Below are 17,249 nucleotides of genomic sequence, written 5' to 3'. Positions count from 1 at the left end.
GTCAGGCTCCCTTCTTGCCGAGCAGGCGTTTCTTCATCATCGGAATCACCAGGGCGACGGTGACCAGCACCGCGGTGACCAGGTTCAGGTCCTGGGCCTGCAGGCCGATGAAGTCGCTGTTCAGCGCCAGGGCGATGAAGAAGCGGTAGACGATGGCACCGAGGATCACCGCGAGGGTCGCCAGGATCAGCCGGCGCGAGGGCAGGATGCTCTCGCCGACGATCACCGCGGCCAGGCCGATGACGATGGTGCCGATACCCATGGAGATATCGGCGCCGCCCTGGGTCTGCGCGAACAGCGCGCCGGCCAGCGCCACCAGCGCGTTGGAGATGGCCATGCCGAGCAGGATCATGCCGCCGGTGTTGACCCCCTGGGCACGGGCCATCCGCGGGTTGGAGCCGGTGGCGCGGATCGCCAGGCCTTTCTGGGTGGTGAAGAACCAGTCCAGCAGCAGCTTCGCGGCGATCACGATGAACACCAGCAGCAGCGGGCGGAACACATAGTCGCTGAGCCATTCCGGCTGCAGCAGGGTGAACAATGTCGGCTCGGCGATCAGCGGTACGTTGGGCTTGCCCATGATGCGCAGGTTGATCGAGTAGAGCGCGATCATCATCAGGATGCTGGCGAGCAGGTCCATGATCTTCAGCTTGACGTTGAGCAGGCCGGTGGCCAGCCCGGCCAGTGCGCCGGCGGCGGTGGCCGCCAGGGTCGCGCTGTACGGGTCCCAGCCAAGGGCGATGAGGGTCGCGCAGACCGCGCCGCCGAGCGGGAAGCTGCCGTCCACCGTGAGGTCGGGGAAGCGCAGCAGGCGGAAGGAGATGAACACGCCGAGTGCCACGAGGCTGAAGATCAGGCCGATCTCCAGGGCACCGAACAGGGAAAACAGAGACATGACTTCGTAACCGAGTGCGTGAAGGCAGGATTATCGTGCCGTCCGGCCACGGGCGGGACGCCCGCGGCCGGCGGCCGCTTTTTTTACTTGATGACTTCCGCGGCCGACTTGAGCAGTTCGTCGGACAGGGTCACGCCCTGCTTCTGCGCGGCCCCGGGATTGACGAACAGCTGCAGGTTGTCGCTGGTCTCCGGCTTGATCTCGCCCGGCTTCTCGCCCTTGAGGATGCGCACCACCATGCGGCCGGTCTGCTTGCCCATCTCCTTGTAGTTGATGCCGAGGGCGGCGATGGCGCCGCGCTTGACGCTGTCGGTGTCGGAGGCGATCAGCGGGATCTTCGCGTCGTTGCCGACCTTGACCAGCGCCTCGTAGGCGGACACCACGTTGTTGTCGGTGTTGGTGTAGATCGCGTCGACCTTGCCGACCAGGCTGCGCGCCGCCGAGCTGACGTCCACCGAACGCGGGGCCGAGGCTTCGACCAGGCTCAGGCCCATCTTCGGCAGCAGCTCCTTCAGCTCCTTGACCACCACCACGGAGTTGGCTTCGCCCGGGTTGTAGACCATGCCGATGCGCTTGGCGCCCGGCACCACTTTCTTGATCAGCTCGATCTGCTTGTCCAGCGCGAGCATGTCGGAAACCCCGGTGACGTTGGTGCCGGAGGCTTCCCAGCTCGGCGTCAGGTGCGCGCCGACCGGGTCGGTGACGGTGCTGAAGACGATCGGGATGCTCTTGGTCGCGGCCACCAGTGCCTGGGCCGACGGAGTGGCGATGCCGACGATCACGTCGGGCTTGTCGCCGATGAACTTGCGGGCGATCTGCGCGGCGGTGCCGGTGTTGCCCTGGGCGCTCTGGTACTGCCACTTGAGGTTCTTGCCGTCTTCGTAGCCGGCCTCCTGGAGGGCCTCCTTGACCCCGTCGCGAGCGGCGTCCAGCGCCGGGTGCTCGACGATGGCGGTCACGGCCACCGACTTCTGCTCGTCGGCGTTGGCGCCGAAGGACAGGGCCATGCCAAGGGCCAGGGCACTGAGGGGCAACCATTTATTCTTATAGGCCTGCATCATGCGGCGATCTCCTGATTGTATTGGCGCGCTGTAGCGAATTGTTCTGATTGGGCGGTGCGGGTACAGCGTGGCCGAAACATCGCATTTTTCGCGCAAGTCGTCAGCAGGTTTGATGTTTTTTCTTGCGGCGGGATTACCGCTGGGGGGCGGGCAAGGGGGAGTGCCTGCCCTTTGCGAAAATTCGATGAGGCCCCGCGTGGCCTCCGAACAGAAGGTCATCGGTTTCGAGCCCAACCAAAGATATGTGGCCAATTGATGGCCTTGTGGTAAACGTCTCCCGAGTTGCAAGGACGCGTACCGCACCGCCTGCCTGGGAGCGGTGCTTTGCGCCCGGTCTGCGTGCCTGCCATGGGGGTGGGCTCTGGGGGATGCATGGTGGGGCGTTGGAGTGCGTGGATCGTCGCCGTGGCGATCTGTCTCATGGTCGGGGACGCGACCGCCGCTGGCTGGCGTTCGGCAAACTTCCGTGTCTATAGCGGCGACTACAACGGCGACGGTCAGCCGGACCTCTACCTGAAGGCGGTCACTTCGGTGGTCGTGGTGGGGGGCGAAGTGGCTACGCCGATTCCGCTCCTGCCACCGTTGAAGAATGTCGTCCTGCTGCGCAATGGTGCCAGCTACAGCGCCCTCTACGATCCACCGGCGGCGGATCTGAACGCCGTGGCCTGGACGGCGGCGCCCTACCAGAGCTTCATCGGCGACCTGAATCGCGATGGCATCCTCGACCTGGTCCTGCAGCCGAACGATTCCAGCGACTCGCTGCTGATCGTCAGCGGCAACCCTTCCGCGCACGGCGTACTGCAGGTAGCCAGCGGTACCGGGCTGGGCACCGAGATCGGCTACGACGCCGGCGCTCGTTTCGCCCTTGGCGATTGGCTGGGCAACGGCGGTACCAGCATTCGAGTCAGCCATCCGACCCAGGGGCAGAGCACGTTGTTCATCGATGCCGGTGGACAACTGGTGGCTCGCTACCTGAGCGTACCCACTCCGCTTCCCGGCGTGGTACTGGGCAAGGCAGCGGAAGCCTTCACCGCGTTGAACCTGCTGGCTCCCCAGGCAGGTGTGAGAGGCGACGGTGGGTTGGACTACCGTTATCCCCTCGAGCTGCCGCCAGGCATTGCTGGGCTGCAACCCGAGCTGGCACTGGTCCAGGGCGGTGGGGGCGGCGTGCTGGGCGAAGGTTGGAGCCTGGCTGGGCTGTCGTCGATCGAGCGTTGTCCGGCGAGCATCGCCCAGGATGGGCAGAACCGCCAGGTCGGCCTGTTGGAGTCGGATCGCCTATGCCTGGATGGCATGCGCCTGCAGTTGCTGTCCGGCGAGTACTTCAAGCCGGGCAGCGTCTATCGTACCGAGATCGACAGCTTCTCCCGAGTCCAGGCCACCGGCAGCGCCGCCTCGCTCGGTTTCGAAGTACGCACTCGGGACGGTCGGATTCTGACCTATGGCGGCGCGGCTGCGATTAAGGCGCAAGGAGCGGCGGTTCCCTATCAATGGGGCATCAGTTCGGCGACGGACCGCTTCGGTAATGCCATCGAATACCGCTACCTGGCCGCCAACAGTCTGGTCCCCGGCGAAATACTCTATGCCGGTAACCGGGTTTCCTTCGAGTACGCAGGCGCCTTGCGCAGCGTGCCGCGCTATTTCGCCGGTGGCTATACCAGTTCCACCCATGTACTGACCGCGATCACCGTGCGGGGACCTGCCGCGCAGCAGTTGTTTCGCACCGAACTTGCCTACGAGCGCACCCAGGGCGACGCCAGCAAGGTGCGTTTGAAGCAGGTGCAACGGTGCGCCTGGGGGAGCGCCGGCAAGGAGTGTCTGAGTCCGGTTGCCTTCGACTACCTGGCGGGCGTCTATGGTTATACCGGGACGGCTGAGTCCGCTGGCTTGGACAAGTTCGACTATGTGCTGATCAGCCAGGCCAGCTTCGTCACCGCCGATCTGAATGGCGACGGCCGCCACGCCCTGGTCAACGCCACCATGGGCAAGCTGAAGGCGGTGACCTACGACGGCGGCAGCCTGGTCGAGCGGCTATTGTACGACGCCGATAATACGCCGTTGTTTTCCCTGACGCGGATGGATTTCAACGGCGACGGCAAGGACGAGATCCTCTTCCTGCGCATGAGGAAGGACCCGAATTCCGCGAACGCCGACATGCAGTGGATGCTGTATACGGCCAATGGCGTGGTTGCCCTGGGCGATACCTGGACCGCCCCGCCGGCCGGCCCCAACGGCATCGTCTATTCCCTGGCCGGCGGTTCCACCGGCTTCGCCACCTACGCGCCGCTGGTGGCTGATCTGGACCAGAACGGCTCGCTTGACCTGTTCCTGCCCATCAATGGCAGTTGGGTGGCTTACCTCAATCGTTCCGGAGCCATCCCCTCCTTCGCTCGTAGTGCCCTGCTCAGCGGCTTCAAGACCATCGACTATGGCTGGTTCTCCTACTGGGGCAGTGATCCCGGCGGCGGCGTGCGCCTGGCCAGCGGCAAGGCCGGCAAGCTGTCTGCAGGTATCTGGCGCAGTGGCAGCGGCATGGCGCCGGCGGCGATGGTCGACCTTGGCATCGAGCTGGCGCGGGCGCTGACTGCCGATGTCAATGGCGATGGGCAGATGGACTACCTGGTACCCAACGCCTCCGGCAAGGTCGATCTGTTGCTGAATACCGGCGGCCCCCTGTCGGCGGGTTTGTTCCAGCGCCTGGGGACTTCGTTGTCGGCTGCCCAGTTGCTGCCAGAGTACAGGTTTCGCGCCTCGCTCCAGGACTACGCGGCCAAGGCCGTCGACTACGATGGAGACGGCCGCGAGGAAATCCTCTATCCCCGCGCTTCCGGCACTTTCGGTCTGCTCCGCTTTACCGGCAACGGCTTCGAGGAACTGGACTCCGGGGTTCCGCTGAGCCGCCGTTTGGCAACCTCGACGACGCAACTGGACAAGAGTTGCCAGGATGCCCTGGCGGTCTGGAAGCGGATCATGGACACCGCGCCGGATGCCGCCGGGCGCGAGTCGGCGAGTTGGCTGTACTACCAGACCGCCGCCAACTGCGGCTTCAGCCCGGAAGGCCTGCTGGTAGACCCCTACGAGATGTTCGTCGCGGACGTCAACGGCGACGGTTTCCAGGATGTGCTGGTCGGCGGCAGCCTGGTCGTCGAGCCGCTCAGGCGCAGCATCCGTTGGCGGGCGTTCCTGCACAACCGACGCTCGCCGGAACTGCTCAGTCGGATCGACGCCGGCAGCGGCAACAGCCTCGGCATCGAATACGCCCGGCTCAACGATCCCGCCGTGCATACGCCGCAGGTCAGCGCCTTCCCCCAGGTTTCGCTGAATATTCCCAGACCGGTGGTCAGCCGCCTGCGGGTCGCCGACGGTATCGGCGGCACGCGCGACTACCAGTATCTCTATCAGGGGGCGCGGCTGGACCTGCTCGGCCGCGGCTTCCTCGGTTTCCGCCAGATGGAGGTTCGCGACCTGGCACGCGGGCGCACCCAGGTGAGGATGTTGCGCCAGGACTTCCCCTTCGTTGGGCGCCTGGACAAAGAGGAAACCAGCCTCGCCGGAAAACTCCTGGCGCGTCAGCAGAACCAGTGGAAGTCCGCCGCGACCATCGCCGGCAAGTCTTTCTTCGTCTACCCGGACCAGTTCAACGAGGAACGCTTCGACCAGGGCGCGCCGGTCAGCGCCACGCGGCGCAAGGTGGTGATGGACGAGAGTTACGGCAATCCCACCCAGGTGACCGAGGAAATTGCCGCCAGCCTGACCGGCGGAACCTTGCACAGCCGGGTGGTGGAGCGCCAGTACAGCAACGACGGCGCCTCCTGGCTGGTTGGTTTCGTCACCCGCGAAACCGAAAGTACCAGTGGCGACAGCGACAGCAAGTCGCGGGTGCAATTGCGCAGCGCGCAGCCGGGGACTCTAGCGCCGGCCAGCGAAACATCTTTCAGTGGCTCGCCCGGTGCGGAGATCACCCGTCAATACAGCTACGATGGCAACGGCCGGATCGTCCGGATTACCACCAGCGGCGCCGGACTGGCGGCGCGCAGCGAACAGTTCGGCGCCTACCAGGGGCCCTGGCCGGGCACTCGGTCCAATGCCCTCGGCCATGTCGAGCGCTTCGCCTACGAGGCGGCCCGCGGCCAACCGACCAGCAAGGTCGACGCCAACGGCCTGGCCGAGAGTTATCTCTACGACGCTTTCGGCCGGGAAACCCTGCGCCGCTTCGCCGACGGTAGCCTGCTCGCCACCGACTATCTGGTTTGCGGCAGCCGGGCGATCTGTGCCAGCGGCGCCAAGGTAGCCGTGCGCACGCGTACCGTCAGGGGCAGCCAGCAGGGCGCGGCGGAGCGCTGGCAGTACCTGGATGGCTTCGGTCGGGTCCTGCGCGACCGTCGCCAGGCCTTCGACGGTCGTTGGATCAATGTCGACAACAGTTACGACGCGCTAGGCCGCCAGCGTTCGACTACCGAGCCTTACATCGAGGCGGCGACCGTCCTACAGACCACCTGGGACGCCCAGGACCGGCCGTTGGCCCGGCAGTTGCCCAGTGGGGCGCAACTGAGCTACAGCTACGGCGCGCGCGCTGCTGGTGGCAGTTGGAAGCAATATAGCCTCGGCTACGACGGAAGGAGCCTGACCGAGCGCCGCGAATACGATGCGCGTGGCAAGCTGGTGCTCAGTACCAATGCCCTGGGCAGCGCCGGCGAGGTGTCCGTTCGCTACCGCTACGACGCCGACGGCAACCTGGCCTGGACCCAGGTCGCTGGCGACAGCCGCAGCGAGATCCGCATGAGCTACGACGCGGCGGGCCGTCGCACCGGCCTTTTCGACCCGAACAGCGGCCAGGAAAGCGTGCAGTACGATGCCCTGGGCCAGGCCCTGGTGCGTACCGCCAGCGACGGCAGTCGCACCGAGCGCAAGTACGACCTGCTCGGCCGGGTGCTCGAGCAGACCGACCGCCTGGGCGGCCAGGCCAGCATTTCGCGCTGGCAGTACGACACGGGAACGAAAAGCCTGGGCAAGCTGGTCGGCGTGGCCGGGCCGGGCTATCGCCAGGCGCTGCTCTACGACGATCTCGCGCGGTTGAAGGCGAGAGGCTGGGATATCGAAGTCGACGGTGTCACCCGCAGCTACCAGGAGTCGTATGGCTACGACGGCTTCAGCCGCCTGGCGAGCACCACCCTGGCCAACGGCCAGGTGCTGCGCCATCTCTACAATGGATACGGCTTCGCCGCTGGGGAGCAGGACGGCGCCGGGACGACGCTGCGGCAGATCCAGGCTCGCGACGCCCGCGACCAGATCGTTCGCGAAAGCTACGGCAACGGTGTGCTAAGCCAGCGCGACTACCAGCCCGCCACCGGCTGGTTGACGCGCATCCAGGCGAGCAAGGGCGGCAGTGTCCTGCAGAGCCTGAGCTACCGCTACGATGGCCTCGGCAACCTGCTGGAGCGCAGCGACGCCCGCGGCTACAGCGAAGTGCTGAGCTACGATGACCTCAATCGACTGTTGCGCAGCGCGCGGACCCTGGATGGCACACAGGTGGTCCAGGACTTTACCTACGACGCCCTGGGCAACCTGACCGGCAAGAGCGGTGTCGGCGCCTATCGCTACGGCAGCTATTCGAGCGCCGAGCAGCAGCTCTGTGCTGGTCGCGGCGGGGTGGCCCAGCCCGGACCGCACGCCGTGCGCGGCACCAGCGCCGGGACGTATTGCTATGACGCTCGCGGCAACCAGCTCAGCGGGCCGGGGCGACAAGTCAAGTACGCATCGTTCGATAAACCCGTGGAAATTTCCGCAGGTTCCAGCCTCAGCCGCTTCTCCTACGATCCCGAGCGCAAGCGCTACCTGCAGACGGTGGATGGGCGCACCTCTGTCTACCTGGACGAGGGGCGTTTCGAGGAGGTCAACGACGGCGGGCGCAGTTGGCAGGACGCCTACGTCGGCGACTACCTGATCCTGCGCAAGGAAGGGGGCGCCGTCAAAAAGCTCTACCTGCTGCGCGATGCGCTCGGCTCGGTGGAAATCCTGCTCGACGCCAACGGTGCCGTCAGCGAACGCCAGTCTTTCGCCGCGTTCGGCGAACACCGTGGCGCTGACTGGAAGGACAACGGCAACCAATCCACCGCCACCTCCACCCGGCGTGGCTTCACCGGCCACGAGCACCTGGAGGAGTCCGGGCTCGTCCATATGAACGGGCGGGTCTATGACCCGGTGATCGGGCGGTTCCTCAGCGCCGATATCGTCTATCAGGATACGGCCAATGCGCAGGCCTACAACCGGTATTCTTATGGTTGGAACAATCCATTCGCCAGTGTAGACCCGACGGGGTATGCGTTGGAGGACATTTCAACGGGAGGATATTGGTACTCGCCAATTATAGATGATAGTTGGTTGTTGCTGGGTAATGCTTGGAAGCTAAATCTTCCTGAAAGTGGCTTTGATTTTGGCTTGGGAACTTTCAAGGGATTCATGTCAGCTGCCCAAGCGACATCATGGTTGAACCCTTTGGTTGGTGGTTTTCAGCACTATGCAAATAATACCCTGTCTCGGAAAATTTCTGGGGTTGGGTATGATGACCTTCTTGCATATAAAAGTCTGGATCAGCGAGCCGGTGCGGGGCTGTTTGATATAGGAAGTTTGATATTTTCCTCAGGTTTTTCTGCAGTCAAGAGCTTTAATCTTGCAGGTAGGGTGACGAAGGTTGTAGAGGTTGAGAGTGTATATTTATATAGAGCGGTTGGGCCTGAGGAGTTTTATAGCATAATGGACTCTGGAAAGTTCTCTCTTAGATATGAGGGGAACGAGATGAAGCAGTTTGGTATGAACCTAAATGAGGTTTTAACTTATGCGAATACTAACTTTGACTATTCGGCAGTGGTTAAGGCTGTTGTGGATAAGTCTGCTCTTAAAGGGTTTGAGGTAACTCATGGGCAGATTGATTCATTTATTTTCAAGAGCGGGGTAGTAACCGTTAAAGAGGGGGGTATGGAGTTGCTCAATAGAAGTGTAAGATCAATTCATCATGAGTTTTAGGTGCTTTATGAAGCGATACGATGTTTTGGCGTTGATCGAACTGTCTGTTGAAGTTCCTATGCCTAAGGTTAAAGGGGTTGTGAGTGGGTATTCTCCTCATCATAAATTTCATCAGGTGGAGTGTCTTGTTAGCGGGGTTCACACCTACCCTGATGATAAGGTTCTCTATCCTGGGATGACTGTTATGGCGAAAATAAAGTTTGCTAGTTGGGAGTTCTTCGGTAGCGAAATAAGGATTGGGGATGTTTTTGAGGTTAGGGAGTTGGACCGTGTTGTAGGAAAGGGGGTGGTTAAAGAAATATTTTGACTGTCTCTCGGGTGAGAATTTCTGGGGAGGTTATATGAGGCAGAAGGTAGCTATATTTCTGTTGCTGGTGCTCGTATCAGCTTCAGCCCACGCCATCGACAAGAAAGTCAACAACGTCACCATCATGCGCGTGGGCTTCATGGTAGACGCGAATTCTCCGGGTGGAGGCTGGGGCTTCATCGTCAGCAAGCCGGGAGCGGCGGATTGCGGCTTTGGCCTGATGCGCCTGCCGCCGATGAATACCGATGCCGGCAAGGCCATGCTGTCGCTGATGCTGAGCGCCCAGGCCACACAGAACAAACTGCCGGAGATCGCCTATTCGGCCAGCGCCACGGTGAACGCGGTATGCCAGATCACTTCGGCGCAGATAGACAGCGGCGCCTGAGGGGAGAAAGGTACGAGGCCGCAGCCCCGTACCTTGGCGAGAGTGCTTAGAGCGCGGCGATCTTCTGCCGTTGCTCGGCCAGCTTGGCCAGGGCCTGTTCGGCCTCGGCGAGCTTGGCGCGTTCCTTCTCGATCACGTCGGCCGGGGCCTTGGCGACGAAGCCTTCGTTGGACAGCTTGCCGCCGACGCGCTTGACCTCGCCTTCCAGGCGCTGGATCTCCTTGTCCAGGCGCCCCAGTTCGGCGCTCTTGTCGATCAGGCCGGCCATCGGCACCAATACTTCCATGTCGCCGACCAGGGCGGTGGCGGACATCGGCGCTTCCTCGCCGGCTTCCAGCACGCGGATGCTTTCCAGCTTGGCCAGTTTCATCAGCAGCGGCTCGTTGTCGGCCAGGCGGCGGTGGTCGCTGGGCGAGGCGTTCCTGAGGATGATGTCGATGCGCTTGGCCATGGAGATGTTCATCTCGCCGCGGATCTGCCGCACGCCGAGCATCAGCGCCTTGACCCACTCGATGTCGCCTTCGGCGGCGGCGTCGATCCTGCCTTCGTCGGCCACCGGCCAGGGTTGCAGCATCAGGGTCGGACCTTCCTTGCCGGCCTGGCCCTTGATGCGCTGCCAGATTTCCTCGGTGATGAACGGCATGAACGGGTGCGCCAGGCGCAGGGCCGTCTCCAGCACGCGGATCAGGGTGCGACGAGTGCCGCGCTGGCGCTCGATGGGGGCGTTCTCGTCCCACAGCACCGGCTTGACCAGCTCCAGGTACCAGGCGCAGTACTCGTCCCAGATGAACTCATAGAGGGCCTGGGCGGCCAGGTCGAAGCGGAAGGCGTCGAGCTGGCGGGTGACTTCCTGCTCGGTGCGCTGCAACTGGGAGATGATCCAGCGGTCGACCGAGGACAGCTCGACTGGCTCGCCGTTGACCCCGGTGTCCTGGCCATCGGTGTTCTCGATGACGAAGTTGGCGGCGTTCCAGATCTTGTTGCAGAAGTTGCGGAAGCCTTCGACGCGGCCCATGTCGAACTTGATGTCGCGGCCGGTGGAGGCCAGCGAGCAGAAGGTGAAGCGCAGGGCGTCGGTGCCGTAGCTGGCGATGCCTTCGGGGAATTCGGCGCGGGTCTGCTTGGCGATCTTCTCCGCCAGCTTCGGCTGCATCATGCCGCTGGTGCGCTTTTGCAGCAGGGTATCGAGGTCGATGCCGTCGACGATGTCCAGCGGGTCGAGTACGTTGCCCTTGGACTTGGACATCTTCTGGCCCTGGCCGTCGCGCACCAGGCCGTGGACATAGACGGTCTTGAACGGGATCTGCGGGGTGCCGTCGGGGTTCTTCACCAGGTGCATGGTGAGCATGATCATCCGCGCGACCCAGAAGAAGATGATGTCGAAGCCGGTGACCAGTACGTCGGTGGGGTGGAAGGTCTTGAGGAACTCGGTCTGCTGCGGCCAGCCGAGGGTGGAGAAGGTCCACAGGCCGGAGCTGAACCAGGTGTCGAGAACGTCTTCGTCCTGGCGCAACTCGACCTCGTTGCCGAGCTTGTGCTTGGTGCGCACCTCGACCTCGTCGCGGCCGACGTAGACGTTGCCGGCCTCGTCGTACCAGGCCGGGATGCGGTGGCCCCACCAGAGCTGGCGGCTGATGCACCAGTCCTGGATGTCGCGCATCCAGGAGAAGTACATGTTCTCGTACTGCTTGGGCACGAACTGGATACGGCCGTCTTCCACGGCGGCGATGGCGTCTTCGGCCAGCGGCTTGGTGCTGACGTACCACTGGTCGGTCAGCCAGGGCTCGATGACGGTGCCGGAGCGGTCGCCCTTCGGTACTTTCAGTGCGTGGTCGTCGACCTTCTCGAGCAGGCCCATGGCCTCGAACTCGGCGACGATGGCCTTGCGCGCGGCGAAGCGGTCCATGCCGGCGTAGCTCTGCGGCAGGCTGGGGTCGAGGTTCGGGTTGACGCTGCCGTCGAGGTGGAACACCTGGGCCTGGGCCAGCACCGCGGCGTTCTTGTCGAAGATGTTGATCAGCGGCAGGTCGTGGCGCTTGCCCACTTCGTAGTCGTTGAAGTCGTGGGCCGGGGTGATCTTCACGCAGCCGGTGCCGAATTCGCGGTCGACGTACTCGTCGGCGATGATCGGGATGTGCCGGCCGACGATCGGCAGTTCGGCGAACTGGCCGATCAGCTTGGCGTAGCGCTCGTCTTCCGGGTGCACCGCGACCGCGGCGTCGCCCAGCAGGGTTTCCGGACGGGTGGTGGCGACCACCAGGTAATCCAGGCCTTCGCTGGTCTTCGCGCCGTTCACCAGCGGGTAACGCAGGTGCCAGAGGTGGCCCTTCTCGTCGTGGTTTTCCACTTCCAGGTCGGAAATCGCGGTGTGCAGCTTGGTGTCCCAGTTCACCAGGCGTTTGCCGCGGTAGATCAGGCCGTCTTCATGCAGGCGCACGAAGGCTTCCTTGACCGCTTCGGAGAGGCCGTCGTCCATGGTGAAGCGCTCGCGCGACCAGTCCACCGAGGAGCCCAGGCGACGAATCTGCCGGGTGATGTTGCCGCCGGACTGTTCCTTCCATTCCCAGATCTTCTCCAGGAACTTCTCCCGGCCGAGGTCGTGGCGGCTCACGCCCTGGGCGCCGAGCTGGCGCTCGACCACCATCTGGGTGGCGATGCCGGCGTGATCGGTGCCCGGCTGCCACAGGGTGTTGCGGCCCTGCATGCGGCGGTAGCGGATCAGCGCGTCCATGATCGCGTTGTTGAAGCCATGTCCCATGTGCAGGCTGCCGGTCACGTTCGGCGGCGGGATCATGATGGTGTAGGGCTGGCCTTCGCCGCTCGGAGCGAAGTAGTCGTTGGACTCCCAGGTCTCGTACCAGGAAGTCTCGATGGCGTGCGGCTGGTAAGTCTTGTCCATGCGAAAGGGGACCAAAGCTGAATATGGCTGGGGAAAATGCGAAGAAAGTCCGGGAGTATAGCGGGGATGGCGGCCCGGGGGTAAGGCCGCGGGCCGCGGCGGGCGCCCGCCGCGTCCGGATCAGCCGTTGCGTTGGCCGAGCAGGCGACCCAGGCGGGCTTGCAGGCGGCGGCGCAGTTCGGCTTCGATCTGCGGGGCGAAGTCGTCGATGACTTCCTGCAGGATCAGTTCGGCGGACGCTCGCAACTCGTCGTCCAGGCGCTCCTGTTCGGTGGGCGCCAACCCTGCCGTGGTGGCTGCCGCGGCCTGCGGCTCTGGCGCGCGCGGTGCGGTACCGGGGGAGACGACGTCGGAAAGCAGGGGAATGTTGTCCGGCTCGAAGGATTCGGTCAGCAAGGGCGGCTCGTTCCGTTCGTAGAGCAGGTCGTGGATCGACTCCAGATCATCGAGCAACTGCTCCGGGGGTTGTGTCGGTTTGTGGCTGTCCATGGTCGTGCACTTCAGATACGCGGCAGGCGATGGTCCTGTAGAGGATAGCCCTGCTCCCGGTAGAAGCGGAATTTATCCCGTGCCGCCTGGCGGATCGCCGGCTCCTCGACCACCAGTTCGGCCACCCGCGAAAAGTTCGGGACGAAGCCGGGGGCCTCGAGGGCCAGGTTGATCAGCAGGTCGCGATGGTTCCCCGGGGGCTCGCTCAGGCCCAGGGCGACGGGCGCCTCGGCGTCTTCCTCGGCCAGGCTGTGAGGAATGAAGGCCTCGCCGCGGAAGCTCCACAGGCGGCCGTCCAACTCGCTGCGCTGCGCCTCGTCGGCGCAATGCAGGTAGACATGCATGCCCTGCCGCCAGGCCTTCTCGGCCAGGCGGCAGGCGACCTGCAGGCGCGCCGACGGATCGGCGCTGGGGATCACGTAGAAATCGACCCGGGTCACTTGGCCCGTTCCAGCAGGTACTGGGTCAACAACGGAACCGGGCGGCCGGTGGCGCCTTTGTCCTTGCCGCCGCTGATCCAGGCGGTGCCGGCGATGTCCAGGTGCGCCCAGTGGTATTTCTTGGCGAAGCGCGAGAGGAAGCAGCCGGCGGTGATGGTGCCGGCCTTCGGCCCGCCGATGTTGGCGATGTCGGCGAACGGGCTGTCCAGCTGTTCCTGGTATTCGTCGAACAGCGGCAATTGCCAGGCGCGGTCGTCGGCGAACTCGCCGGCCTTGAGCAGTTGCCTGACCAGCGCTTCGTTGTTGCCCATAAGGCCCGAGGTGTTGCTGCCCAGGGCGACGATGCAGGCGCCGGTGAGGGTGGCGATGTCGATCACCGACTGAGGCTTGAAGCGCTCGGCGTAGGTCAGTGCGTCGCACAGCACCAGGCGCCCTTCGGCGTCGGTGTTGAGGATCTCGACGGTCTGCCCGCTCATGGTGGTGACGATGTCGCCCGGACGGGTGGCTCCGCCGCTGGGCATGTTCTCGGCGCAGGCGAGCAGGCCGACCAGGTTGATCGGCAACTGCAGTTCGAGCACCGCGCGGAAGGTGCCGAAGACGCTGGCGGCGCCGCACATGTCGAACTTCATCTCGTCCATGCCCTGGCCCGGCTTGAGGCTGATGCCGCCGGTGTCGAAGGTGATGCCCTTGCCGACCAGCACGTGCGGGGCCTGGTCCTTCTTCGCGCCGTTGTATTGCAGGACGATCAGCCGCGGCGGCTGGTCGCTGCCCTGGGCGACGGCGAGGAACGAGCCCATGCCCAGCTCGCGCAGTTTCTTCTCGTCGAGGACCTCGACCTTCAGGCCCTTGAACTCCTTGGCCAGGCCCTTGGCCTGCTCGCCGAGGAACGTCGGATGGCAGACGTTCGGCGGCAGGTTGCCGAGATCACGGGTCAGGGCCATGCCATTGGCGATGGCCTGGGCTTCCTTGCTGCCTTGCTCGACGGCGGCGCTGTCGGCCTTGTCGGCGAGCAGGGTCAGCTTCTTCAGTTTCAGCGGCTCGGCTTTCTGGCTCTTGTAGCGATCGAACACGTACAGGCCATCGGCCAGGGTTTCCACCAGCAGACGCGCCTTCGCGTGGGCATCGCGGCCTTTCACCGCGAGATCGCCGAGGGCCAGCGCGGCATCGGCGCCGGCCAGGCCCTTGAGGGTCGACAGCACGGCGGAGGCCAGCTTGCGGTACTGGCGGTCGCCCAGTTCGCGCTCCTTGCCGGCGCCGACCAGCAGCACGCGCTCGGCCTTGAGATTGGGCAGGCTCTGCAGGAGCAGGGTCTGGCCGACCTTGCCGGCCAGGTCGCCACGCTTGAGCACTGCGCTGATGGCGCCGCCGGTGGCGTCGTCGACCGCCTTGGCGCTGGCGCCGAGCTTGCGGCCTTCGCCTACGGCGAGCACCAGGGTGGCGGTTTTCAGGGTTTCCGGGCGTACGCTTTTAACAAGGAATTCCATGGAAGAGGTCCCCAATACAGACAGTCGGGATGGCGCAAGGGGCGGCATCCGTTAGCGGTAAGCGATTGTTCCGAGCACGATTCGTCCCGAGGACTGACGGTCGCCGCCGGGGCGGTGACGCAGGCAGCGACAGCTTAGTCGTTGCGGCGGGGGTCGTTCCATGCCGAGGATGGCAACCGAGGTTCTACAGCGCCGGAGCCGGGTTGGCGGTGCCTCCCGGCCGTTGCCGCACATGGTCGCACAACTGCGGCGTGTCTGGCACGACTGTGTACGCACGGGAACCCGCGGCCATGCCGCGTCCCTATAATGAACGTTTCGTTCCGCAGGAATCGCACCGTGCCCGCCAGCAAACCAGTCGCGGATCCCGCCAGGAGTACCGATCCGCGCGATTACCAGCGAGTCGGCCGGCCGCTCGGGGTCATGGCCAAGACCTTCCCGGCGGGTTTCGTGGTCGCCGAGCATCGGCACGAGCGGGCGCAGTTGATCCATGCCCTGTCGGGCGTGATCGAACTGCATGTCGGTCGCACACTATGGCTGGTCCCGCCGCAGCGCGCGGTATGGATGCCGGCGGGGATGGCGCACGCGATGCTGGCGCGCGGCGAGGTCCGCTTGCACACCGTCTATGTCCGGCCGCAGTCCTGCCCGCCGGAATTCCCCCGGGTGCCGCGCGGAGTGATGGTCAGCCCATTGTTGCGCGAGTTGATCGTGCGCGCCGCCGGCCTGCCGTTGTTGTACGACGAGCGCGGCCGGGAGGGGCGGTTGATGGCGGTGCTGCTGGACGAACTGGAGTGGTCGCGGGAACAGCCCCTGGCCTTGCCCGACCCCGCGGACCGACGCCTGGGAAGAATCTGCCAGGCGCTGCTGGAGAACCCGGCCGACCCTCGCGGGCTGGAGGAGTGGGCGCGCTACGTGGGGGCGTCCTCGCGGACCCTGGCACGGCTGTTTCTCTCCGAGCTGGGAGTGACCTTCGTCCATTGGCGCCACCAGGTGCGCCTAGCCGCCGCCCTGCCACGCCTGGCGGCTGGCGAAGCGGTGGCGCGGATCGCCGTGGATCTCGGCTACCAGACGCCCAGCGCATTCAGTGCCATGTTCCGACGCCTGACCGGGAGCACGCCGAGCCGCTACTTCGCCTTGTCCGATTCGGCGTAGCCTTCGTCCGTTGGCGGGCGGCGCCGACGCGGCAGGATTCCTATGCTGGGCCCGTTTCCAGACGACTGACCCGGGAGGCAAGCATGCAACGACTGAACGTGGAATTCCGCTCCGAGGGTGTCGCCCTGCGCGGCTGGCTGTATTTGCCGGAGGCGCGTGCCGAGCGGCCGGCGATCGTCATGACGCACGGTTTTTCCGGGGTGAAGGAGCAGTACCTGGACCGTTACGCCGAGGTATTCGCCGCCGCCGGCTTCGTCGTGCTCCTCTACGATCATCCGAACTTCGGCGACAGCGACGGCGAACCGCGTCAGGAAATCGATCCGGTGATGCAGCGCCGTGGCTATCGCGACGCGATCACCTGGTTGGGCGCCCAGGCCCGGGTCGACGCCAGCCGCATCGGCATCTGGGGAACCAGCTACAGCGGCGGACATGTGCTGGAAGTGGCCGCACTGGATCGGCGGGTGAAATGCGTGGTGGCGCAGGTGCCGACCGTCAGCGGCCATGCCTCGGCGTTGCGCCGGACCCGCGCCGAGCAGTTGCCGGCATTGCTGGCAAGCTTCGACGCGGACCGCCAGCGGCGCTTCGAGGGCTTGCCGCCAGCGCTGTTGCCGGCGGTCGCCGCGGGCCCCGACGAGCCTTGCGCGATGGCCGGCGCGGACGCCCACCGGTTCTTCACCGACAGCGCGGCGCTGGCGCCGAGCTGGTGCAACCGGGTGACCCTGCGTAGCGCCGAGCTGGCGCGAGAGAACGAGCCGGGCATTCACATTGGGCGGATCAGCCCCACGCCGCTGCTGATGATCGTCGCCGACCGGGACCTGCTCACGCCCACGGACCTTTGCCTGGAGGCCTACCAGCGGGCATTGCCGCCCAAGCGGCTGCTGATGCTCGCCGGCGGCCATTTCACGCCGTACATCGAGCATTTCGACGCCACCAGCCAGGCCGCGGCAGACTGGTTCGTCCGTCATCTCGGAGAGGGCGGCGAGCAATCAGCGACGGTCGTCGAATAAATCGGCAAGCGCTGAACGAGCGTTCGCCTCGACGGTCTATCGGGCTCTTGGTTCGGCCTGCGCAGTGACAGGCCCGCCGAATCGCAGGATAATGCCGGCTATTTTCTCCGCGC

Annotated in this window: 11 protein-coding genes; 5 read left to right on the top strand and 6 right to left on the bottom strand. The window is 64.7% G+C overall.

Annotated elements, in window-relative coordinates; translation table 11 throughout:
* Position 1: 1 nt before the first annotated feature.
* Positions 2-892 carry an ABC transporter permease gene (locus FOC67_RS20375; protein ID WP_003092881.1) on the bottom strand — a complete coding sequence of 297 codons (891 nt, stop codon included), beginning with the start codon at positions 890-892 and terminating at the stop codon, positions 2-4.
* A gap of 83 nt (positions 893-975) precedes the next feature.
* Entirely contained in the window at positions 976-1,953 is a 978-nt protein-coding gene (locus tag FOC67_RS20370) for an ABC transporter substrate-binding protein (RefSeq protein ID WP_003100588.1), read from the bottom strand.
* A 405-nt stretch (positions 1,954-2,358) separates the two neighbouring features.
* On the opposite strand from FOC67_RS20370, the gene FOC67_RS20365 reads away from it, so the two are divergent.
* From FOC67_RS20365 to FOC67_RS20355, 3 genes are read left to right on the top strand one after another with little or no spacing between them, the layout of a single operon-like run.
* Positions 2,359-8,976: an FG-GAP-like repeat-containing protein gene (locus FOC67_RS20365; protein WP_256679245.1), complete on the top strand. Its 6,618-nt coding sequence runs from the start codon at positions 2,359-2,361 to the stop codon at positions 8,974-8,976.
* Between the two features lie 7 nt (positions 8,977-8,983).
* Positions 8,984-9,283 carry a hypothetical protein gene (locus tag FOC67_RS20360; RefSeq protein WP_123794452.1) on the top strand — a complete coding sequence of 100 codons (300 nt, stop codon included), beginning with the start codon at positions 8,984-8,986 and terminating at the stop codon, positions 9,281-9,283.
* Positions 9,284-9,317: 34 nt separating this feature from the next.
* Positions 9,318-9,668, top strand: a complete 351-nt coding sequence (locus FOC67_RS20355; RefSeq protein WP_003129589.1) for a hypothetical protein — start codon at positions 9,318-9,320, stop codon at positions 9,666-9,668.
* A gap of 46 nt (positions 9,669-9,714) precedes the next feature.
* Here FOC67_RS20355 and FOC67_RS20350 read toward each other — a convergent pair whose 3' ends face one another.
* The 4 genes from FOC67_RS20350 to FOC67_RS20335 all read right to left on the bottom strand — a co-directional run bounded on the left by FOC67_RS20350 (position 9,715) and on the right by FOC67_RS20335 (position 14,980).
* Positions 9,715-12,567 carry a valine--tRNA ligase gene (locus tag FOC67_RS20350; protein WP_009313444.1) on the bottom strand — a complete coding sequence of 951 codons (2,853 nt, stop codon included), beginning with the start codon at positions 12,565-12,567 and terminating at the stop codon, positions 9,715-9,717.
* A 120-nt stretch (positions 12,568-12,687) separates the two neighbouring features.
* Positions 12,688-13,056, bottom strand: a complete 369-nt coding sequence (locus FOC67_RS20345) for a hypothetical protein (protein ID WP_009313445.1) — start codon at positions 13,054-13,056, stop codon at positions 12,688-12,690.
* Positions 13,057-13,067: 11 nt separating this feature from the next.
* A complete protein-coding gene (gene holC / locus FOC67_RS20340; RefSeq protein ID WP_009313446.1) occupies positions 13,068-13,496 on the bottom strand; it encodes a DNA polymerase III subunit chi in 429 nt (142 codons plus the stop codon).
* On the bottom strand, positions 13,493-14,980 hold the full coding sequence (locus FOC67_RS20335) for a leucyl aminopeptidase (RefSeq protein ID WP_009313447.1): 1,488 nt from the start codon (positions 14,978-14,980) through the stop codon (positions 13,493-13,495). The genes holC and FOC67_RS20335 overlap by 4 nt, the downstream gene beginning before the upstream one ends.
* Before the next feature lie 336 nt (positions 14,981-15,316).
* Between FOC67_RS20335 and FOC67_RS20330 the strand changes: the two genes are divergently transcribed.
* Together FOC67_RS20330 and FOC67_RS20325 are read left to right on the top strand one after the other, a co-directional pair.
* Positions 15,317-16,129, top strand: coding sequence for a helix-turn-helix domain-containing protein (locus FOC67_RS20330; RefSeq protein WP_003129596.1), 813 nt, complete (start codon positions 15,317-15,319; stop codon positions 16,127-16,129).
* An 83-nt stretch (positions 16,130-16,212) separates the two neighbouring features.
* The gene (locus FOC67_RS20325) at positions 16,213-17,136 is read left to right on the top strand and encodes an alpha/beta hydrolase (protein ID WP_003092865.1); all 924 of its coding nucleotides are present in this window, start codon (positions 16,213-16,215) and stop codon (positions 17,134-17,136) included.
* Positions 17,137-17,249: the final 113 nt, after the last annotated feature.

The sequence above is a fragment of the Pseudomonas sp. FDAARGOS_761 genome, from assembly GCF_013343155.1.
GTDB lineage: Bacteria > Pseudomonadota > Gammaproteobacteria > Pseudomonadales > Pseudomonadaceae > Pseudomonas > Pseudomonas aeruginosa.
Note: the sequence above shows the minus strand (reverse complement) of the source record. Positions and strands in the feature narration are given on the sequence as shown.